This is a genomic window from Polymorphobacter sp. PAMC 29334, assembly GCF_019431245.1.
Lineage (GTDB): Bacteria > Pseudomonadota > Alphaproteobacteria > Sphingomonadales > Sphingomonadaceae > Polymorphobacter_B > Polymorphobacter_B megasporae.
On the sequence record NZ_CP080243.1, the window covers coordinates 3337551 to 3352890 of the forward strand.

The 15340-nt window shown below is 67.6% G+C and carries 14 protein-coding genes; 1 reads left to right on the forward strand and 13 read right to left on the reverse strand.

The genetic code is table 11. The features are described 5' to 3' along the window. Positions 1–41: 41 nt before the first annotated feature. The 9 genes from KZX46_RS19480 to KZX46_RS19520 form a co-directional block, all read right to left on the reverse strand. Entirely contained in the window at positions 42–842 is an 801-nt protein-coding gene (locus KZX46_RS19480) for a hypothetical protein (RefSeq protein ID WP_219775337.1), read from the reverse strand. 143 nt (positions 843–985) lie between these two features. Continuing rightward, positions 986–2110, reverse strand: a complete 1125-nt coding sequence (locus tag KZX46_RS19485) for an acyltransferase (protein ID WP_219775338.1) — start codon at positions 2108–2110, stop codon at positions 986–988. After that, positions 2110–3438 (reverse strand): PQQ-like beta-propeller repeat protein, encoded by a 1329-nt coding sequence (locus KZX46_RS19490; RefSeq protein WP_219775339.1) that lies wholly within the window; start codon positions 3436–3438, stop codon positions 2110–2112. The genes KZX46_RS19485 and KZX46_RS19490 overlap by 1 nt, the downstream gene beginning before the upstream one ends. After that, positions 3438–4154, reverse strand: coding sequence for a tetratricopeptide repeat protein (locus KZX46_RS19495; protein ID WP_219775340.1), 717 nt, complete (start codon positions 4152–4154; stop codon positions 3438–3440). Before KZX46_RS19495 ends, KZX46_RS19490 begins: the two co-directional genes overlap by 1 nt. A 59-nt stretch (positions 4155–4213) precedes the next feature. Next, complete coding sequence (panB, locus tag KZX46_RS19500) at positions 4214–5074, reverse strand: 3-methyl-2-oxobutanoate hydroxymethyltransferase (RefSeq protein ID WP_219775341.1); 861 nt, start codon at positions 5072–5074, stop codon at positions 4214–4216. Positions 5075–5106: 32 nt separating this feature from the next. Further along, positions 5107–5736: an ATP-binding cassette domain-containing protein gene (locus tag KZX46_RS19505; protein WP_219775342.1), complete on the reverse strand. Its 630-nt coding sequence runs from the start codon at positions 5734–5736 to the stop codon at positions 5107–5109. Continuing rightward, on the reverse strand, positions 5733–6398 hold the full coding sequence (gene modB, locus KZX46_RS19510; RefSeq protein ID WP_219775343.1) for a molybdate ABC transporter permease subunit: 666 nt from the start codon (positions 6396–6398) through the stop codon (positions 5733–5735). Before modB ends, KZX46_RS19505 begins: the two co-directional genes overlap by 4 nt. Before the next feature lie 157 nt (positions 6399–6555). Further along, a complete protein-coding gene (locus tag KZX46_RS19515; RefSeq protein WP_219775344.1) occupies positions 6556–6924 on the reverse strand; it encodes a winged helix-turn-helix domain-containing protein in 369 nt (122 codons plus the stop codon). A 10-nt stretch (positions 6925–6934) separates the two neighbouring features. Then, positions 6935–7417 (reverse strand): SRPBCC family protein, encoded by a 483-nt coding sequence (locus KZX46_RS19520; RefSeq protein WP_219775345.1) that lies wholly within the window; start codon positions 7415–7417, stop codon positions 6935–6937. A 170-nt stretch (positions 7418–7587) separates the two neighbouring features. On the opposite strand from KZX46_RS19520, the gene KZX46_RS19525 reads away from it, so the two are divergent. After that, positions 7588–10593: a TonB-dependent receptor domain-containing protein gene (locus tag KZX46_RS19525; RefSeq protein WP_219775346.1), complete on the forward strand. Its 3006-nt coding sequence runs from the start codon at positions 7588–7590 to the stop codon at positions 10591–10593. Between the two features lie 407 nt (positions 10594–11000). On the opposite strand, the gene KZX46_RS19530 is transcribed toward KZX46_RS19525, so the two are convergent. Genes KZX46_RS19530 through KZX46_RS19545 form a run of 4 tightly spaced genes read right to left on the reverse strand, consistent with a single transcriptional unit; the run spans position 11001 to position 15338 of the window. After that, entirely contained in the window at positions 11001–12008 is a 1008-nt protein-coding gene (locus KZX46_RS19530) for a beta-propeller fold lactonase family protein (protein ID WP_219775347.1), read from the reverse strand. Further along, positions 12008–12862 carry an MBL fold metallo-hydrolase gene (locus KZX46_RS19535; protein WP_219775348.1) on the reverse strand — a complete coding sequence of 285 codons (855 nt, stop codon included), beginning with the start codon at positions 12860–12862 and terminating at the stop codon, positions 12008–12010. Before KZX46_RS19535 ends, KZX46_RS19530 begins: the two co-directional genes overlap by 1 nt. Beyond that, positions 12859–14475, reverse strand: coding sequence for a PQQ-binding-like beta-propeller repeat protein (locus tag KZX46_RS19540; protein ID WP_219775349.1), 1617 nt, complete (start codon positions 14473–14475; stop codon positions 12859–12861). Before KZX46_RS19540 ends, KZX46_RS19535 begins: the two co-directional genes overlap by 4 nt. Then, positions 14472–15338 (reverse strand): c-type cytochrome, encoded by an 867-nt coding sequence (locus tag KZX46_RS19545; RefSeq protein WP_219775350.1) that lies wholly within the window; start codon positions 15336–15338, stop codon positions 14472–14474. Before KZX46_RS19545 ends, KZX46_RS19540 begins: the two co-directional genes overlap by 4 nt. Between the last annotated feature and the right edge of the window lie 2 nt (positions 15339–15340).

Below are 15340 nucleotides of genomic sequence, written 5' to 3' on the forward strand. Positions count from 1 at the left end.
CGTTCCCGGCCACCGCATAGGAACCGCGGTGAAAGTAACGGCTATTGCTTGATCAGCGTCACCGCCGAGGTCGTGCCGTGAAGCAGGTCCTGCTGGTCGGCGCGGATCGTCCTGCCGTCGGCGGCCATCGCATAGGTGAAGACCCCGGTCGCCTTGCCGTCGCGATAATCGGTCTCGACGAGCGTGTCAGGCGCGGTCCGCTTGAGCGCGACCGTCGTCCAGCCGGCGTCACCGACGACCGGCGATTGCGGACCATCGATCGTCGTCGTGTAAGACACCCCGGTCGGGGTCTTGAACGTCATCGCCTCGCCGTCGAGGTGCAACGTCACCAATACGGCAGCGTCGTTAACCTCTGCCTCTGCCGCAGTCGTGTCGAGCCACGATCCCGACGCGGCATGCGATCCGACGGGACCGGCGGCGGCGCGCTTGTCGGTCGACTTGCCCGTCACCGCGACGCCGTTGGCCGCGGTCATGTCGGTAAAGGTCGTGGTCTGGCTCGCATCGTTGGCGGCGACGACCCGGGTGAATTCCACCATGGGCTTGCCGCCCTTGCGCGACTTCCAACCGATCGTCCGCGGATCGACGACCATGACCGCAACCTCGTCGTAATAAGGGTTGCCCGCGACCGGGTGGAAGCCGCCATCGGCGACGACGGTATAGGCCGGGACGCAGGTCGAGCAGGTGTAGCTGCCGCCGGTCAAAAGATAGACGCTCGGCTTGGTCGAGACCTGCTGGCTGGCGATGTCGAATTTCCACGTCCCGTCGAACTTGCTTGCGGCAGTGGCGGGCGCGACGGCGGCGAGCAGGACGGACGCAACGGCGATGCAGGCAAGACGGTTCATGGTGGTTCCCCCGATTAGCTCCGGGGGGCAATCCGCCAGCCGGATAGGTCCACGCTGACGCCACAATTACCGTACATTTGTGATCATGCCAGTGACTGCCGTGGGGCGCAAATTGTTTCGGGGCCGCATCGGCGGCGACCCGGTCACGGCGTCGTCGCGGCGACCTCGCGGCGGTTGTGCCAGCCGCGCATGGCGTTCTTGAGCGCGGTCTGGAGCATGCGTTCGGGGTAGGCCATGATCAGGCTGCTGACGAGCAACACGATCGCCAGTGCAACGACGAACACCAGCGGGCGCGACCACCCGAGCGCGGCGAGCGCGGGCACGACGACGAGGCCGAGCGTATAATGGTTGAGGTAGACCGGGTAGCTGAGGCGCCCAAGGCGGCGGATCATGGGCACCTGGCGCGGGTAGCGCTTGATCCAGCCGCTGCGCGCGACGCTGACCAGCAGCACCCCGAGCGACACCCACCATAAAGCGAGGCTGACGAGGTTCGCGGCGAGGCCGGGGCGGTCGATGCAGATTTCGAGCGAGCAGAAGACGAGCAGCACCGCGATCCAGCCGTTGCCGGACCGGGTGAAGCCGCGGTCGAAGCCGCTCCAGATCAGCATGCCGACCGCGAACAGGACGCCGTGGCGGAGGAGGAAGACTTTAAATGGAAAGCGGCCGAGGAGGCTGGCGAGGTGCGCGGCAGCAGAGCCGGGCGTGCTTTCAGCTGCGACGAGCGCGATCAGGTACAGCGCGCTGAGGACGCCGAGGACCTTGGCGACGCGGCCGAAGGTGGCGGTCCCCCCGCGCCACAACACCGCATAGATCAGTGCATAGAACACCGCCTCGACGATCAGCGTCCAGACGACGCCGTCGATGTACGGCCCGACCGGCGAGAGCACGGCATAGCGGGCATAGTCGGCGGCGACCGACGACAGCGGGGCACCGGTCGACAGCATCGCGACGCCCGCGACGAGGCCGCTGATCCACAACGCGGGGAATACCCGGATCGCGCGGCGCAGCGCAAAGTCGTTGGGTGTGCTGCCGACCGCGCTCGCCGCGATGACGAAGCCCGAGATCAGGAAGAAGATCTCGACGCCGATCGAGCCGATCGCCGACATCGGTTCGAGAAAGCCGAACGCGGCGTCGCGCGCCGGTCCGGTCGCCGAGGGGTAAGCCCAGGCGTAGAGTCCGAAGTGATCGGCGATGACGAGGCCGGCGGCGGCGAAGCGGAGCAGGTCGAGCCCGGCGAAATACTCGCTTTTCGCCGCTCCGGCCGACATTAGCGGTACGCGGTCAGCTTGCCGTCGTCGGTCATCAGGAAGACCATGTTACCCGCGACGATCGGGGGCAAATACGCCGGGCGCTTGAGCTTGACCGACGAGATCAGCTTGCCGGTATACGGCGACACCGACACGAGGGTCCGGTTCGACCCGGCGACGAGCAACCGGTCGGACGCGAGGACCGGGCCGGACCAAGCATAAGCGCCGGTCTTCTTCGCCGGGTTGGCGTAATGCGGCAGCTGGCGGACCCATTTGACCTTGCCCTCGCCGCGCGTCAGGCAGACGAGCTCGCCGTCGAGCGTGACGAGGTAGATGAAGTCACCCGCGACCCACGGCGTGTTGACGCCGGCGAAGTTGCGCTCCCACACCCGCTGGCCGGTGGCGAGTTCGAGCGCCGCGATGCGCCCGCCGTGGCCGATGGCGAAGACGCGGCCCTTGTCGATCACCGGCGAGGCGTCGATGTCGGTCAGCGCGTTGAGCGCGGTCGTCCGGCCCGTCCGGGCAAGCGCGTCGGCCCACACCGTCCGGCCGTTCTCGACGCGCAGCGCGTTGAGCTCGCCGCTCGAATAACCAACGACGACGGTGTCGAGCGCGACCGCGGGGGCACCGCCACTGAGCGTGCCCGAAACCTCGATCGTGCCCGAGACGGTCCACAGCGTGTTGCCGGTATCGCCTGCCAGCGCGAACAGCTGGTTGTCCTGCGTCAGCGCATAGACGCGCCCCCCGGCGACGGTCGGCGCGCCGCGAAACGGCGTCGTCAGTTCCTTGCGCCAAACGACGGTGCCCGAATTGGCGTCGAACGCGGCGGCGACGCCGAAGCCGGTCGTGGCATAGACCTTGCCGTCGGCGACGCTGACGCCGCCGCCGAACGCAGCATTGTCCTTCTTCTTGTAGCTGAGCGTTGCCGACCACTGCTTGCGGCCCGTCGCGATATCGAAAGCACTGACGTCGCCGCTCGTGTCCATCGTGAAGATGCGGCCGCCGGCGACGACCGGCGCGGCATTGAGGCGACGGGTGGCGGTGCTGCCCTTGCCGATCTGTGCGACCCATGCCTGCGACAGCGTATCGGGAAGCGCGAGCTGGCCCATCGACTTTGCCGGTGATCCGCCCGGCTGCGGCCAGTCGGCGTTGACCGCTGGCGGCGGCAGGACGACGGCGAGATCCTTGAGCTCGGGATCGACGGTGGCCTTGGTCTCCGAATCGAGCACGGCGATGCGCGGACCGGTCGTCGGCGTTTTCGGCTTGCTCGGCTTGAAGATGCTGCACGACGACAGCGCCGGGACGAGCGCGGCGGTGACCAGCAACGTGATAATCGGGTTACGCGACATTATTTGGCAAGTCCGCTGGTCGAAGTTCGGGAAACGATGAGGCTCGCGGGATCGGTCCCGAGCGCGATCGCAAGCTGCGCCGCCCGGTTGCGGATCGACGGCGGCGACTGCTGGTCGCGAACGATCGCGACGAACAACGGCGCCGCGCGATCGGGGTGATTGAGCTTCAATTCGGCGATGCCGGTCATCTCGGCGGCGACGGCAAACCATGGGTCGCCGGGGACGCTGTACGGCTTCAACCGCTCGATTACCGTCGCGGGTGCGAGCGTGTCGTATTCGAGCCGCGTCGCCTTGATCGTCGCGAGGTCGCGGAACGGCTTGGCGATCGCGGTGTCGGCCGAAATGGCGCGGTAGATCGTCAGGCCCTTGGGGATGTCGCCCGACTGGACCGCGGTCGCCGCCTGCATCAGCTGCGCCAATGCGCGATAGCCCGGCGTGCCCGACTTCGCGAGATCGGCGAAGACCGCCGACGCGCCGGTGAAGTTGCCCGCCTCGACCTGCGTCAAGGCGAGGTTGAACCGTTCACCGGTCTCGCCGGCGCGACGCGCCCGGTCCTGCCGCCAGAAGAGGAACGCCGCGAGCGCGACGAGGAAGACGACGATGCCGATCGCCAGCATTCGGCCATAGCGCTGCCAGAAGCCGACGAACTGCGAACGGCGATATTCGTCGTCGACCTCGCGGAGGAACGCTTCGTCGCGCACGTCAGGTTTCGCCAAGTCAGTCTCCAGTGAAAGCGCGGCGGACCATAGCGACGCACCCGTGATAGCGCAAAGCGTTAGGCGGGGGCCCCATACAGCTGCTCGGTGCCCGGGAAACTCCGCTCGCGAACGGCAGCGGCATAGGCCGCAGCTGCGCTGTCGATCCGCACAGCGAGGTCGTCGAAGCGGCGGACGAAACGCGGCGTGCGCTCGAACATCCCGAGCATGTCGTCGACGACGAGAACCTGCCCGTCGCACGCGGGCGACGCGCCGATGCCGATCGTCGGGCAGGCGACGGCCGAAGTGATCGCGCGGGCGAGCGGTTCGACGACGCCCTCGACGACAAGCGCGAAGGCGCCGGCGTCGGCGATCGCCTTGGCGTCGTCGGTAATCTTGGCGAATTCGGCGTCGCTCTTACCGCGCGCGCCGTAGCCGCCGAGCACGTTGACCGCCTGCGGGGTCAGCCCGACATGGCCGATCACCGGCACGCCGCGTTGGGCGAGGAAGGCGACGGTCGGCGCCATCGCGACGCCGCCCTCGAGCTTGACCCCCGCCGCGCCGGTCTCCGCCATTACCCGCGCCGCCGAGCGGAATGCAATTTCGGGACATTCCTCGTAGCTGCCGAACGGCAGGTCGACGATGACGACGGCGTGGTACGATCCCCGCACCACCGCCGCGCCATGGGCACACATCATGTCGAGCGTCACGCGGACCGTCGTGTCGAGGCCGTAGATGACCTGCCCCAGACTGTCGCCCACCAGCAGCAGGTCGCAATGCGGGTCGAGCAGCTGCGCCATCCGTGCGGTATAAGCGGTGAGCATGACGATCGGCGCGCCACCCTTGCGCTTGGCGATCTGTGGCACCGTCAGCCGTTTCATAGGCGCTGGCGTCGGCGTCGCCCGGCTGGTCGACGTATCGAGGGTGTAGGTGGCACTCAACTCGGGGGATCACCTTCGCCGTTGGTCGCGCCCTATACCGCCACGACGCGCCCGCGGTCGAGCCGGATCGTGCGCGCCGCCAGCCGCTCGGCTTCGGCGGCGTCGTGGGTGACATAGAACACCGGGATCGCCGCGGCGGCGAAGACGCCTTCGAGAAGGTCGAGCATCGTAGCACGCGCTGCGGTATCGAGCGCCGACAGCGGCTCGTCCATCAGCAGCATTTGCGGCTGGCCAAGCAGCGCCCGCGCGACCGACGCGCGCTGCGCTTCGCCCCCCGACAGCGACTTCGGGCGACGGTCGAGCAGGTTGGCGATGCCGGTCCGCGCGACGATATCGGCGCGGTCGCCCACCGCCCCGGCGCGACGCGCGGCGTAGTGGAGGTTGCCGCCGACGGTCAGGTGCGGGAGCAGCCCCTGCGTCTGCGGCACATAGCCGATGCGCCGCCGGTGCGCGGGGACGAACGCCGTCGCGCTCTGCCAGACCTTGCCGTCGACGCTCAGCGTCCCGCGACGGCAGTCGAGTCCGGCGAGCGCGCGCAGGACGCTGGTTTTGCCCGACCCCGATGCGCCGAGCAGCGCGGTGACCCCAATCGATGGGACGGCGAAGGCGACGTCGAGGGCGAAGTCGGGGCCGAGCCGGTCGGTGAACGCCGCCTCAATCACGGACGGACCCCGCCGAGACGCCGTTCGACGAGCAGCAGGGCGAGCAATGTGACGAAGGCAAACAGCGTCAACGCCCCCGCAATGATGTGCGCCGCGCCGAACTGAAGGCTTTCGACGAGGCTGTAGATCCGGGTCGACAGCACCTCGGTCCGCCCGGGGATCGCGCCGCCGATCATCAACACGACGCCGAATTCGCCGATCGTGTGGGCGAAGACGAGGATGCCCGCCGAGACGAAGCCGCGCCGGGCGAGCGGCAGCGCGGTCGTGACGAAGCGGTCGAGCGGCCCCGCCCCCATCGTCGCGGCCAGATCGAGGGCTGCGTCGCCGATGCCCTCGAACGCGGTCCGCAGCGGCTGGACGGCGAAGGGGAGCGAGTAGAAGATCGAGCCGATGACGAGGCCGGTAAAGGTGAAGGCGAGCGAGCGGATGCCGAATGGGTGGAGCAGCGTCATCAGCGGACTGGCCGGGCCGAGCGCGACGAGGACATAGAATCCGATCACCGTCGGCGGCAGAACGAGCGGCAACGCCGACAGCGCCCCGGCAATCTCCTTCCACCCCGTTCGCGACCGCGCCAGCCACCACGCCAGCGGCGTCGCCAGCAGGAGGAGCAGGACAGTTGTGACGAGCGCAAGCTCGACGGTCGTCGCGACGACGAGGTTCATGACGGCCTGAGCATGTCCGCTTGCTGTTCGGACGGCGCGTAGCGGACCAAAGCGTGCATCGATCTACTCCGGGCCGAGACAAGGGCGTTCGTTCCGCGACGTATGTCGCCGGATACAACGAGGACTGCAATCGGCAAATCGTTTACGCAGTCCGGCATCAACCCTTCGGCGGTCGCGGCACGTCGAGCAGGTCGGCGAGCAATGCCGCGGCCGGACCCGCCGCCGCATCCGACAGCGCCGCATCGAGGTCGCGATATCGCTGCAGGATAGTCTCTCCGAGCACGGTCAGCGTGGCACCCCCACCACGATTGCCGCCGTGCGCGGTTGCGACCAGCGGCTCGCGCCAGCAGCGGTTCATCGTGTCGACCATCAGCCACGTCCGCCGATAGCTCAGCCCGAGCGCCCGGCCAGCCGCCGAGATCGACCCCGTTGACGCAATCGCGGCGAGCAGTGCGGCCTTGCCTGGGCCGATCGCGAATTCGCTACCGCTGACGAACTGCGCCTTGAGCTTGAGACCAGTCACCATGCCCGCACGCTCATCTGGCTTCGATCAATGACTTCATCGCCGCGAGCGCCCCGCCGAAGCGAGCCTCAAGCCGGGCATGTTCGGAGGCGCGGAGCGCATCGGGCGTTAGCGCGGCCTGATCGTAGACCAAAGTGTAGACGAGCCGCGTTCGCGACCCCGCCGCCTCGGCCGCGAGCGTGCCATGATAGCGCGTCGCCGCCATCGTCCCGTCGGTCTGGAGATAGGTATACGAGTAGGGCGTCTGCGCGACCATCACCTCGATGATCGCTGCGTTGAGGCGACGTACCGTGCCGACGTCACCGCTCCCACGCGTGTACTCGCAGGTGACCTTCAGCCAATCGGCGATCGCGCAATAGCCGCCGACGCGGGGCCACGCGACATCGACCGGGCGATCGACGTCAAGAGTTTGGCGGATGACGACGAAGTCGGCCGCAGGCAGGGGTGCCGCTGCGACTGTAAGCAATGCGCCCGCGATGGCGTGCAACCCGCGCATGTCTGTCTCCCGCCCTTAACGACCCCCCTTGTGATGTATCGCGGCAACGCCCGCAATCGAATGTACGCTACGGATTGACAAGGTGAAAAGCGGAACTGCATACAGTATTCACGTTCTGACAATCGAGGCCGGATAACGGCCCGTCGTCTGATATTTGGGGGAGGAAAATCATGGCCATCGATGCCCGGCGTGTCGCGTTGCTGCTGGCGAGTTGCGCCCCAGGGATGGCGAGCGCACAGACCGTTGCGATTCCGGCGGGTCCGGGACCGTCGGGAGCAGCGATCGGCCAGCCAGCCCCGACTGCGACCCCGGGCGACGCGACGACCCCCGCCGCGACCGCCGCCGGCCAGCTCGAATCGAGCGGACGCGCCCCGGCGGCGACAGCGGACAGTGGATCGAAGGACACGGCCGAGGGCGACATCGTCGTCACCGGCTCGCGGATCGTCGCGAACGGCTATTCGGCACCGACCCCGGTCACCGTCATCAGCGCGACCGAGTTGCTCAAGAAAGCCCCCGAGAGCCTCGCTGCCGGCCTCGCCAAGCTGCCGCAGTTCACCGCGACCGCCGGCGCCAACGTGACGAGTTCGCAGGCGGGGACGCCGAGCGCGGGCAACTACCTCAACCTGCGGCGGCTCGGGGCGATCGAGACCTTACTCCTGCTCGACGGCCAGCGCCTGCCGCCGACGAGCTTCGACGGCACCGTCGACGCCAACATCATTCCGCAGTCGCTCGTCCAGCGGGTCGACGTCGTCACCGGCGGCGCATCGGCGGCATATGGCTCCGACGCGGTCGCGGGGGTCGTCAACTTCATCCTCGACAAGAAATTCGAGGGCCTCAAGGGCTCGGCGCAATACGGCATCTCGGGCCGCGGCGACGATCACCAGGTCAAGTTCGGCCTCGCGGCGGGCACGAGCTTCCTCGACAACCGCCTCCACGTCGAGGCGAGCTTCGACCTGTTCTACCAGCCAGGCATCACGACCAACGACCAGCGCCCGTTCGGCGGCAACTTCGGCGGCGGCTGGGTCGAGACCGGCAACGGCTCGGCGACCAATCCGTATACACCCAACTTCAACGTCCGGATCGCCAACGGCACCTATGGCACCCTCGTCCAGTCGGCGCGCAACGCCGCCGGAGCGACGGTGCCGTTCACCCTCAACGGTACGACGTTCGACGCCAACGGGGGCTACCACAAGGCCGACCTCGGCACGCCCACCGGCACGACCAACTACAACATCGGCGGTGCCGACACCGCGGTCACCTTCGGGACGACGCTGACCAGCCTCGTCAACACCAAGCAGGGGTTCGGCCGCGCCGATTACGACTTCGGGTCGGACATCCACGGCTTCGTCCAGGGCAGCTATACCGACGCCTTCACCCGCTATGTGACGGTCGCGTCGGGCACCCAGCTCGGGTCGTTCCAGATCTTCGCCGACAACGCCTTCCTGCCGACGAGTTTCCGCGACGCGATGCTCGCGCAGGGGGTCAACAGCTTCGTCGGCGGCCGAGTCGAGGCCGACCAGACGCCCAAGGTCGCCTATACCAACAACAGCGCGCTGACGATCCTGACCGGGCTCAACGGCAAATTGTTCGGCGATTTCAAGTGGAACGTCAATTATTCGCACGGCGAGTCCGACCTCAAGACGCGCCACTCGGGTAACTTCTACCAATCGAACTGGTTCGCCGCGCTCGATGCCGTCCGCGGTCCGCAGGGCAACATCGTCTGCCGTATCACGATCACCAATCCGGGGCTGCAGGACGGGTGCGTGCCGTGGAACCTGTTCGGCAACGGCTCGCCGTCGAAGGCGTCGTACGCTTATTTCGAGCGCGACTCGACCTTCCGGGTCAAGACCAAGCAGGACGACGCCGCGGTCTCGGTCAGCGGCGGGCTATTCGACTTGCCGGCGGGGACGGTCAACATCGCGATTGGGGGCGAATTCCGCCACCAGAGCCTCAACGAGTCGAGCAATAACGACCCATCGGTCCCGATCGACCTGACCGGGCTGCGCGCCCAGACGAGCCCGTACAACCTGACCTTCAACAGCACGAACGTCGGCAAGGCCAACGGCAGCGAGTCGGTCGAGGAGGGCTTTGCCGAGGTCGCGGTCCCGATCCTCCGCGACAAGCCGCTGTTCCGCAGCCTCGATCTCAACGCTGCCGCGCGCTACACCAACTATAGCGTCACCGGCGGGATCTGGGCGTGGAAGGGCGGCGCATCGTGGACTCCGGTCGAGCAGCTTCGCTTCCGCGGGACCTATTCGCAGGATATCCGCGCGCCGACGCTGTATGAGCTGTTCGCCGGGGTGTCGTCGACCCGCGGGCTGTTCAACGACATTCACACCAACCTCAACACCAACACGATCACGCTGACGCAGGGCAATCCGCAGCTGAAGCCCGAGGTCGCGCGGACGCTGACGGTCGGCGGGGTGTGGCAGCCGACTTTCCTGCCGGGCTTCAGCGTCTCGGTCGATTACTTCTACATCAAGATCAAGGACCAGATCACCCGGCTGAGCACGACAGACCTCAACCAGCGCTGCGAGGACAGTGGCGGCACCGATGCGGTCTGCGCCTTCATCAACCGCCCGTTCCCGTTCGCCAACCGCACGATCGCCAATTTCCCGACGAACATCAGCCAGGTGCCGTTCAACCAGGCGTCGCTGGTGACCAAGGGGATAGATTACGAGGTCAACTACCGAATCCACCTCGGCAGTATGCTGTACGACGATCCGGCGCAGCTCGACCTGCGGCTGATCGGCAACTACACGCCGCGGCTGACGTCGACCGCCGGGCCCAAGAGCCTGCCGGTCGAGAACGCCGGGGTCGCCGGAACCGGCGTGCCGAACCACAAGTTCACCGTGTCGGCGCAGTTCACCGAGGGCCCGCTGAGCTTCGGGGCGGACGTCCAATATATCGGCGTCCTGCATTACTCGCTGGTGCCGACCCAGTTCTACGTCAACAACCGCCTGCCCGCGATCGCGTACCTCAATGCCAATATCTCGTACGACATGAAGGTCGCCAACCATGCGATCACGCTGTACCTGACCGCGCAGAACCTGACCGACAAGTTCGCCTTCGCTCCGCAGGTCAATGCCCAGCCGACCGAGTTCTACCCATCGTTCCAGTCGCAGTACGATGTCGTCGGGCGGTATGTTGCGGGCGGGGTGCGGTTCAAGTTCTGAGGGTAGCGGGGGTCGGGGGCTGCTAGCCGCCAGTGTGCCGACCCCTCAGAACAGCGCACTCCGAACAGCGCACTTCCTAATTCGTCATCCCCGCGAAGGCAGGGACCCATCACCCCGACAATGTGGGTGATGGGTCCCCGCCTTCGCGGTGATGACGGCCTTGTGTGAGCTTCCGATTTGTGAGCGGCGAGAACGACGCCAACGCAGCTAAGGTAACAGAGGGTAACACTAAACGCATCTTGGAACTTGCGTCTCATCTTCGCAAACTATGAGAATATTACGTCACATTAATCCGACGCGCGTGACGATCACGACGAGAAACGTACCCTCCCCTCGCCCGGTGGCGATTCGAATGGGCGACGCTATGCCTTCAGGCAGGGTGTAGGACAGCTCAATTCCCCCCGGCCTCAGCGCGCGGCGACGCCCCACGGCCCGACGCCGACCTTGTACCGCGCGGCGACTTTCCCCGTTGCCCGGTCGATTACGCTGATCTCGCCCGACGGGCCGTTCGCGGTGACGAGGCTCCCGCCGCTCCGCGCGATGCCCCACAGCCGCGCGCCGACGCCGTCGATCCGGCGGACGATCTCCCCTTTCGACGGATCGACCTCGAGCACCGCACCGCCGCGCCCGGTCGTGACGAACAGCGTCTTGCCGTCGGGGGCCTCGGCCATGCCCATCGGGCGGAGCTTGTCGTCGCCGCGCGCAAGGTCGACGACGCGGATCAGATGCCCGTCGGCCGCGTCGAGCACGCCGAGCTTGCCGCCGAATTCGACCGTGACGTAGATGAATTTCCCGTCCGCCGACGCGAGCAGCCCGCGGGTGCGCCCGGCGATCGTGACCGCGCCGCGTTGCTTCAACGTCGCCGCGTCGAGCATCACCACCTGGTCGGCCCCCTCGCACGCGACGAAGACGCGCCTGCCATCGCGGGTGACGGCGACGCCCTCGGGCTGGTCGCCAACCTTGCCGCTGCGGCTGTGCAGCTTGCCCGCGACGTCGACCGCCGACACCGTCGAGGCATCCTCGTTCGACACGAACAGCGTCTTGCCGTCGGGGCTGACGTCGAACGTCTCGGGGTCGGTCCCGGCGCGGAGGACGCGGAGCACCTTCAGGGTCGCGGTGTCGATCACGGCGATGCCGTCGGCGGCGTGGTCGGCGGGGGGCAGCTTGCTCTCGTCGACCCCGGGGCCACCGATCGCCGACCCCGAGACCGCGACGTAGAGCGACTTGCCGTCGGGCGACAGCCGGATGCCGCGCGGACGACGGCCGGCGTCGATGCTGGCGACGACCTTCTTCGTGACGGGATCGAAGACGACGACGCGGTTGCCGGTTTCATCGGAGACGAAGACGCGCTGCGGCGGCGGCTGGTCGAAACCGGTGACGAGCGCGAACGCCGCTAGAACTAAAACCCGCCGCATCATCTGCCTCCCGCTTCGGTCCACAGTCCGTCGACCCGCGCCGCCGGCCATTCGGCGTGCCGTGCCCAGCCGAGATCGTCGACCCGGATCGCCGACATCAACGTCGCCTTGGTCGCCCCGCCCCGCACCGCCGCCTGCGCCCGGCCGCGGAACGTCGCCAGCCGGTCTCGGAAGGCGCGGATGTCGGCCTTGGTCATCGGCGGCCCGCGCCCGGGGATCGCGGTGTCGAAGTCGAGCTTGAGGACATCGTCGAGTGTGGCGATCCAGCCAGCGATATTCGCCCCGCCCTCATAGTCAAAAGTCGGCGTTCTCGTGACCGCGAGCCCGCCGATCGCGACCGCCTTGACCGCGGGGAAATAGACGATCGCATCGTCGCCGGTATGCCCGGGGCGGTAGTGATGCGCGTCGGCGCGGCCGGTATCGAGGACGATCGAGAAGTCGTGGTCGAAGACGAGGTCGGGGGGCGCGGCGCCGGGGGTCTTCGCCAGCGCGGCGGCGAGCGCGTCGGTGCCGATCACCGGAACCCCGGCGGCGAGGAAGGCGGCGTTGTTTCCGACATGGTCGAAGTGATGGTGGGTGTTGAACACCGCGCGCACCGGCAGCGGCGTCACCGAGCGGATCGCCGCGACGAGATTGTCGAAATTGGCGGCCCCGGCGATCTTGTCGTCGACGAGGATGAAGCCGTGGTCGCTGACCCACACCGTCGAATTCCCGCCCGCACCCTCGACGACGTAGAGGGTCGGCTTGATCTGGCGGATCGTCTGCGGCTGGACCTGCGCGATCGGCACCGGCGGAGTCTGGGCGGTCGCCGCGCTCGCGAACAGCAGCGCGAGCGCGGAGAGGGTCTGCCTCACGGTGCCGCCGCCGCTCCGCCCGCAGGGAGCGCCAGCGCGTAGAGCGTGTCGCCAGCCGCCATCACGACATATTGCTTGCCGTCGAGCAAATAGCTGATCGGCCCGTTCGACTGGTTCGCGGTCGCCTTGTAGTGCCACAGGATCGCGCCGTCGGTCGCGCGATACGCGATCAGATTTTTCTGGTCGTCGCCGGTGAAGACGAGGTTGCCCGCGGTCGCCATCAGCCCCGGGCCGACCGTCGTTCCGGCGCTGCCGACGCTCGGGTAGACATGCTCCCATGCGTGCTTGCCGGTCAGCGGATCGATCGCGAGCAGGACGCGCTGAGTCTCGCCGACCCCGGCGACGGTGCCGCTGTAGCCCGCGGGCTTCGGGCTGGTGTCGAGCAGGTAATAGATGCCGAAGCCGCGGACGGTGTTGATATAGAAGAGCTTGCTGATCTCGCTGTATGCCGGGTTGTACCAGTTGGTCGGGTTGCTGTTGCCGATCGACCCGGTGACCTTGGGGTCGTTGTCGCGGTCGGAAATCGGCTCGCGGGTCTTGGGATTGATCCCCTTCACCCAGCGCAGGCCGTCCATGTACGGCATCGACACGAGTGCCTTGCCGGTGATCCGGTCAAGCGTGACGTACCAGCCGTTGCGCGCCCCGAAGGCGAGCAATTTGCGAGGTTTGCCGTCGACGACGCGGTCGAACAGCACCGGGATCTCGGTCCCGTCATAGTCGTGGGTGTCGTGCGGCATCGGCTGGAAATGCCAGCGCAGTTTGCCGGTCTCGACGTCGAGCGCGACGATCGACGCGGTGTACAGGTTGTCGCCCGGCCGACCCTGCCCGGCATAGACCGGGTTGGCGTTGCCGGTGCCCCAATAGATCAGCCCGAGCGCCGGATCGTACGATCCCGGCATCCATGTGCCCCCGCCGCCGTGGAGCGAAGTCGCCGCGTCGGGCCACGTCTCGACCCCGGGCTCGCCTGCGCCGGGGGTGGTGTAAAAGGTCCATTGCTCCTCGCCGGTGTCGGGATCGAGGCTTTTCAAAAAGCCGCGAATGTCCATCGCGTCGCCGCCGACCCCGACGAGGACGTGATGGCCGGCGACGATCGGGGCGGAGGTGCTGAAATACTGCTTGCGCGCGTCGGCGATCTCCTTGCGCCAGCGCTCCTTGCCGGTCGTCGCGTCGAGGCAGATCACCCAATTGTCGGGGCCCATGAAATACAGCCAGTTGCGGTACATCCCGACCCCGCGATTGGCCACGAGATGCCCGCCCTTGTCGGTCCAGCGGTAGGTCCACAGCCGCTTCCCGGTGTGCGCGTCGACCGCGAAAACGAAGTCGGGAAGGGTCATGTAGAGGACACCGCCGATCATCAGCGGGGTGCCCTTGACCACCGGCGACGGCGCCCCGCGCTGCGCTCCGATGTCGTTGAAGCGCGCCGACCACGCCACCGCCAGCCCGCCGACGGTCTGTTCGTCGACCTGCTTGAGCGGCGAATAGCGGCGCGCGCTATAGTCGCCGTGGTGCGTCGGCCACTGGTCGGTCGGCGGGCTGCCGAGCGTCGCCGGGTCGAGCCCGGCGGCATTGGCTCCGGCGGCGAGCAGCAGCATGGCGGCGAAGCGCGCGATCACTTGAACGACGCCAGATAGGTGGTGAGGTCGGTCATCTCGCGGTCCTTGACGCGCGTCGCAAACGCCTTGTGCCACGCGAGCGGGTCGGTCAGGGCAACGGCGACCCCGGGGCCGCGTTCGATCGTGTGCGTCGCCCCGGCGGCATCGGTGATCACCACCTCGAAATCGTCGATCTTGACGACGCGGCCCGTCATCGTGGTCCCCGCGCTCGTCACCGTAGCGGTGACCGCCCGCGTCAGATGATCCTCGCGTGTCGGCACGATCAGGGTGCGCTGGAGGTCGAGCGGGCGCAGCCGGGCGCCGATGCCCTTAAGGTCGCCGCTTGCCGAGTGGCACGCGGTGCAGTTCGCCGCGAAATACGCCGCGCCGCGCCGGACGTCGCCGGTCAGGATGTTGTTCTTGTTCTCGTAGGTGCCGCGGTTGGCGTACGCCTCGACCTGCAGATGGAGGAATTCGGCGATGTCGGTCAGTTCCTGCGGGGTCGACTCGGCGAACGACGGCATGCCCTTTTCAGGACGCCCGACTTTCAGGAACCCGACGAGCTTCTCGCCGTGATCGTCGTCGAGGACCTGGTTCGAATAGATCAGGCTCGGCCCGATCCCGCCGCGCGCCTCGGCCCCATGGCACCCCGCGCAATTCGCCGCATAGATGGGCGCACCGCGCTTCGCCGCCGCCGCATCGGGGGCGACGCCGAGGCCGAGGAACTCGCGCGTCGCCTGCGCCGACTGGCCCCGCCGCGGCTTGACCGCTCCGCCGGCGTCATCGAGCGACGCAGCCGCAGGCGGCGGGGTTGGCACCGGCTGGCTGACCGCGACTGCGGCGGTCAGCGCGACACCGGTGACGAAGATTAGGCGGCGAATCATCG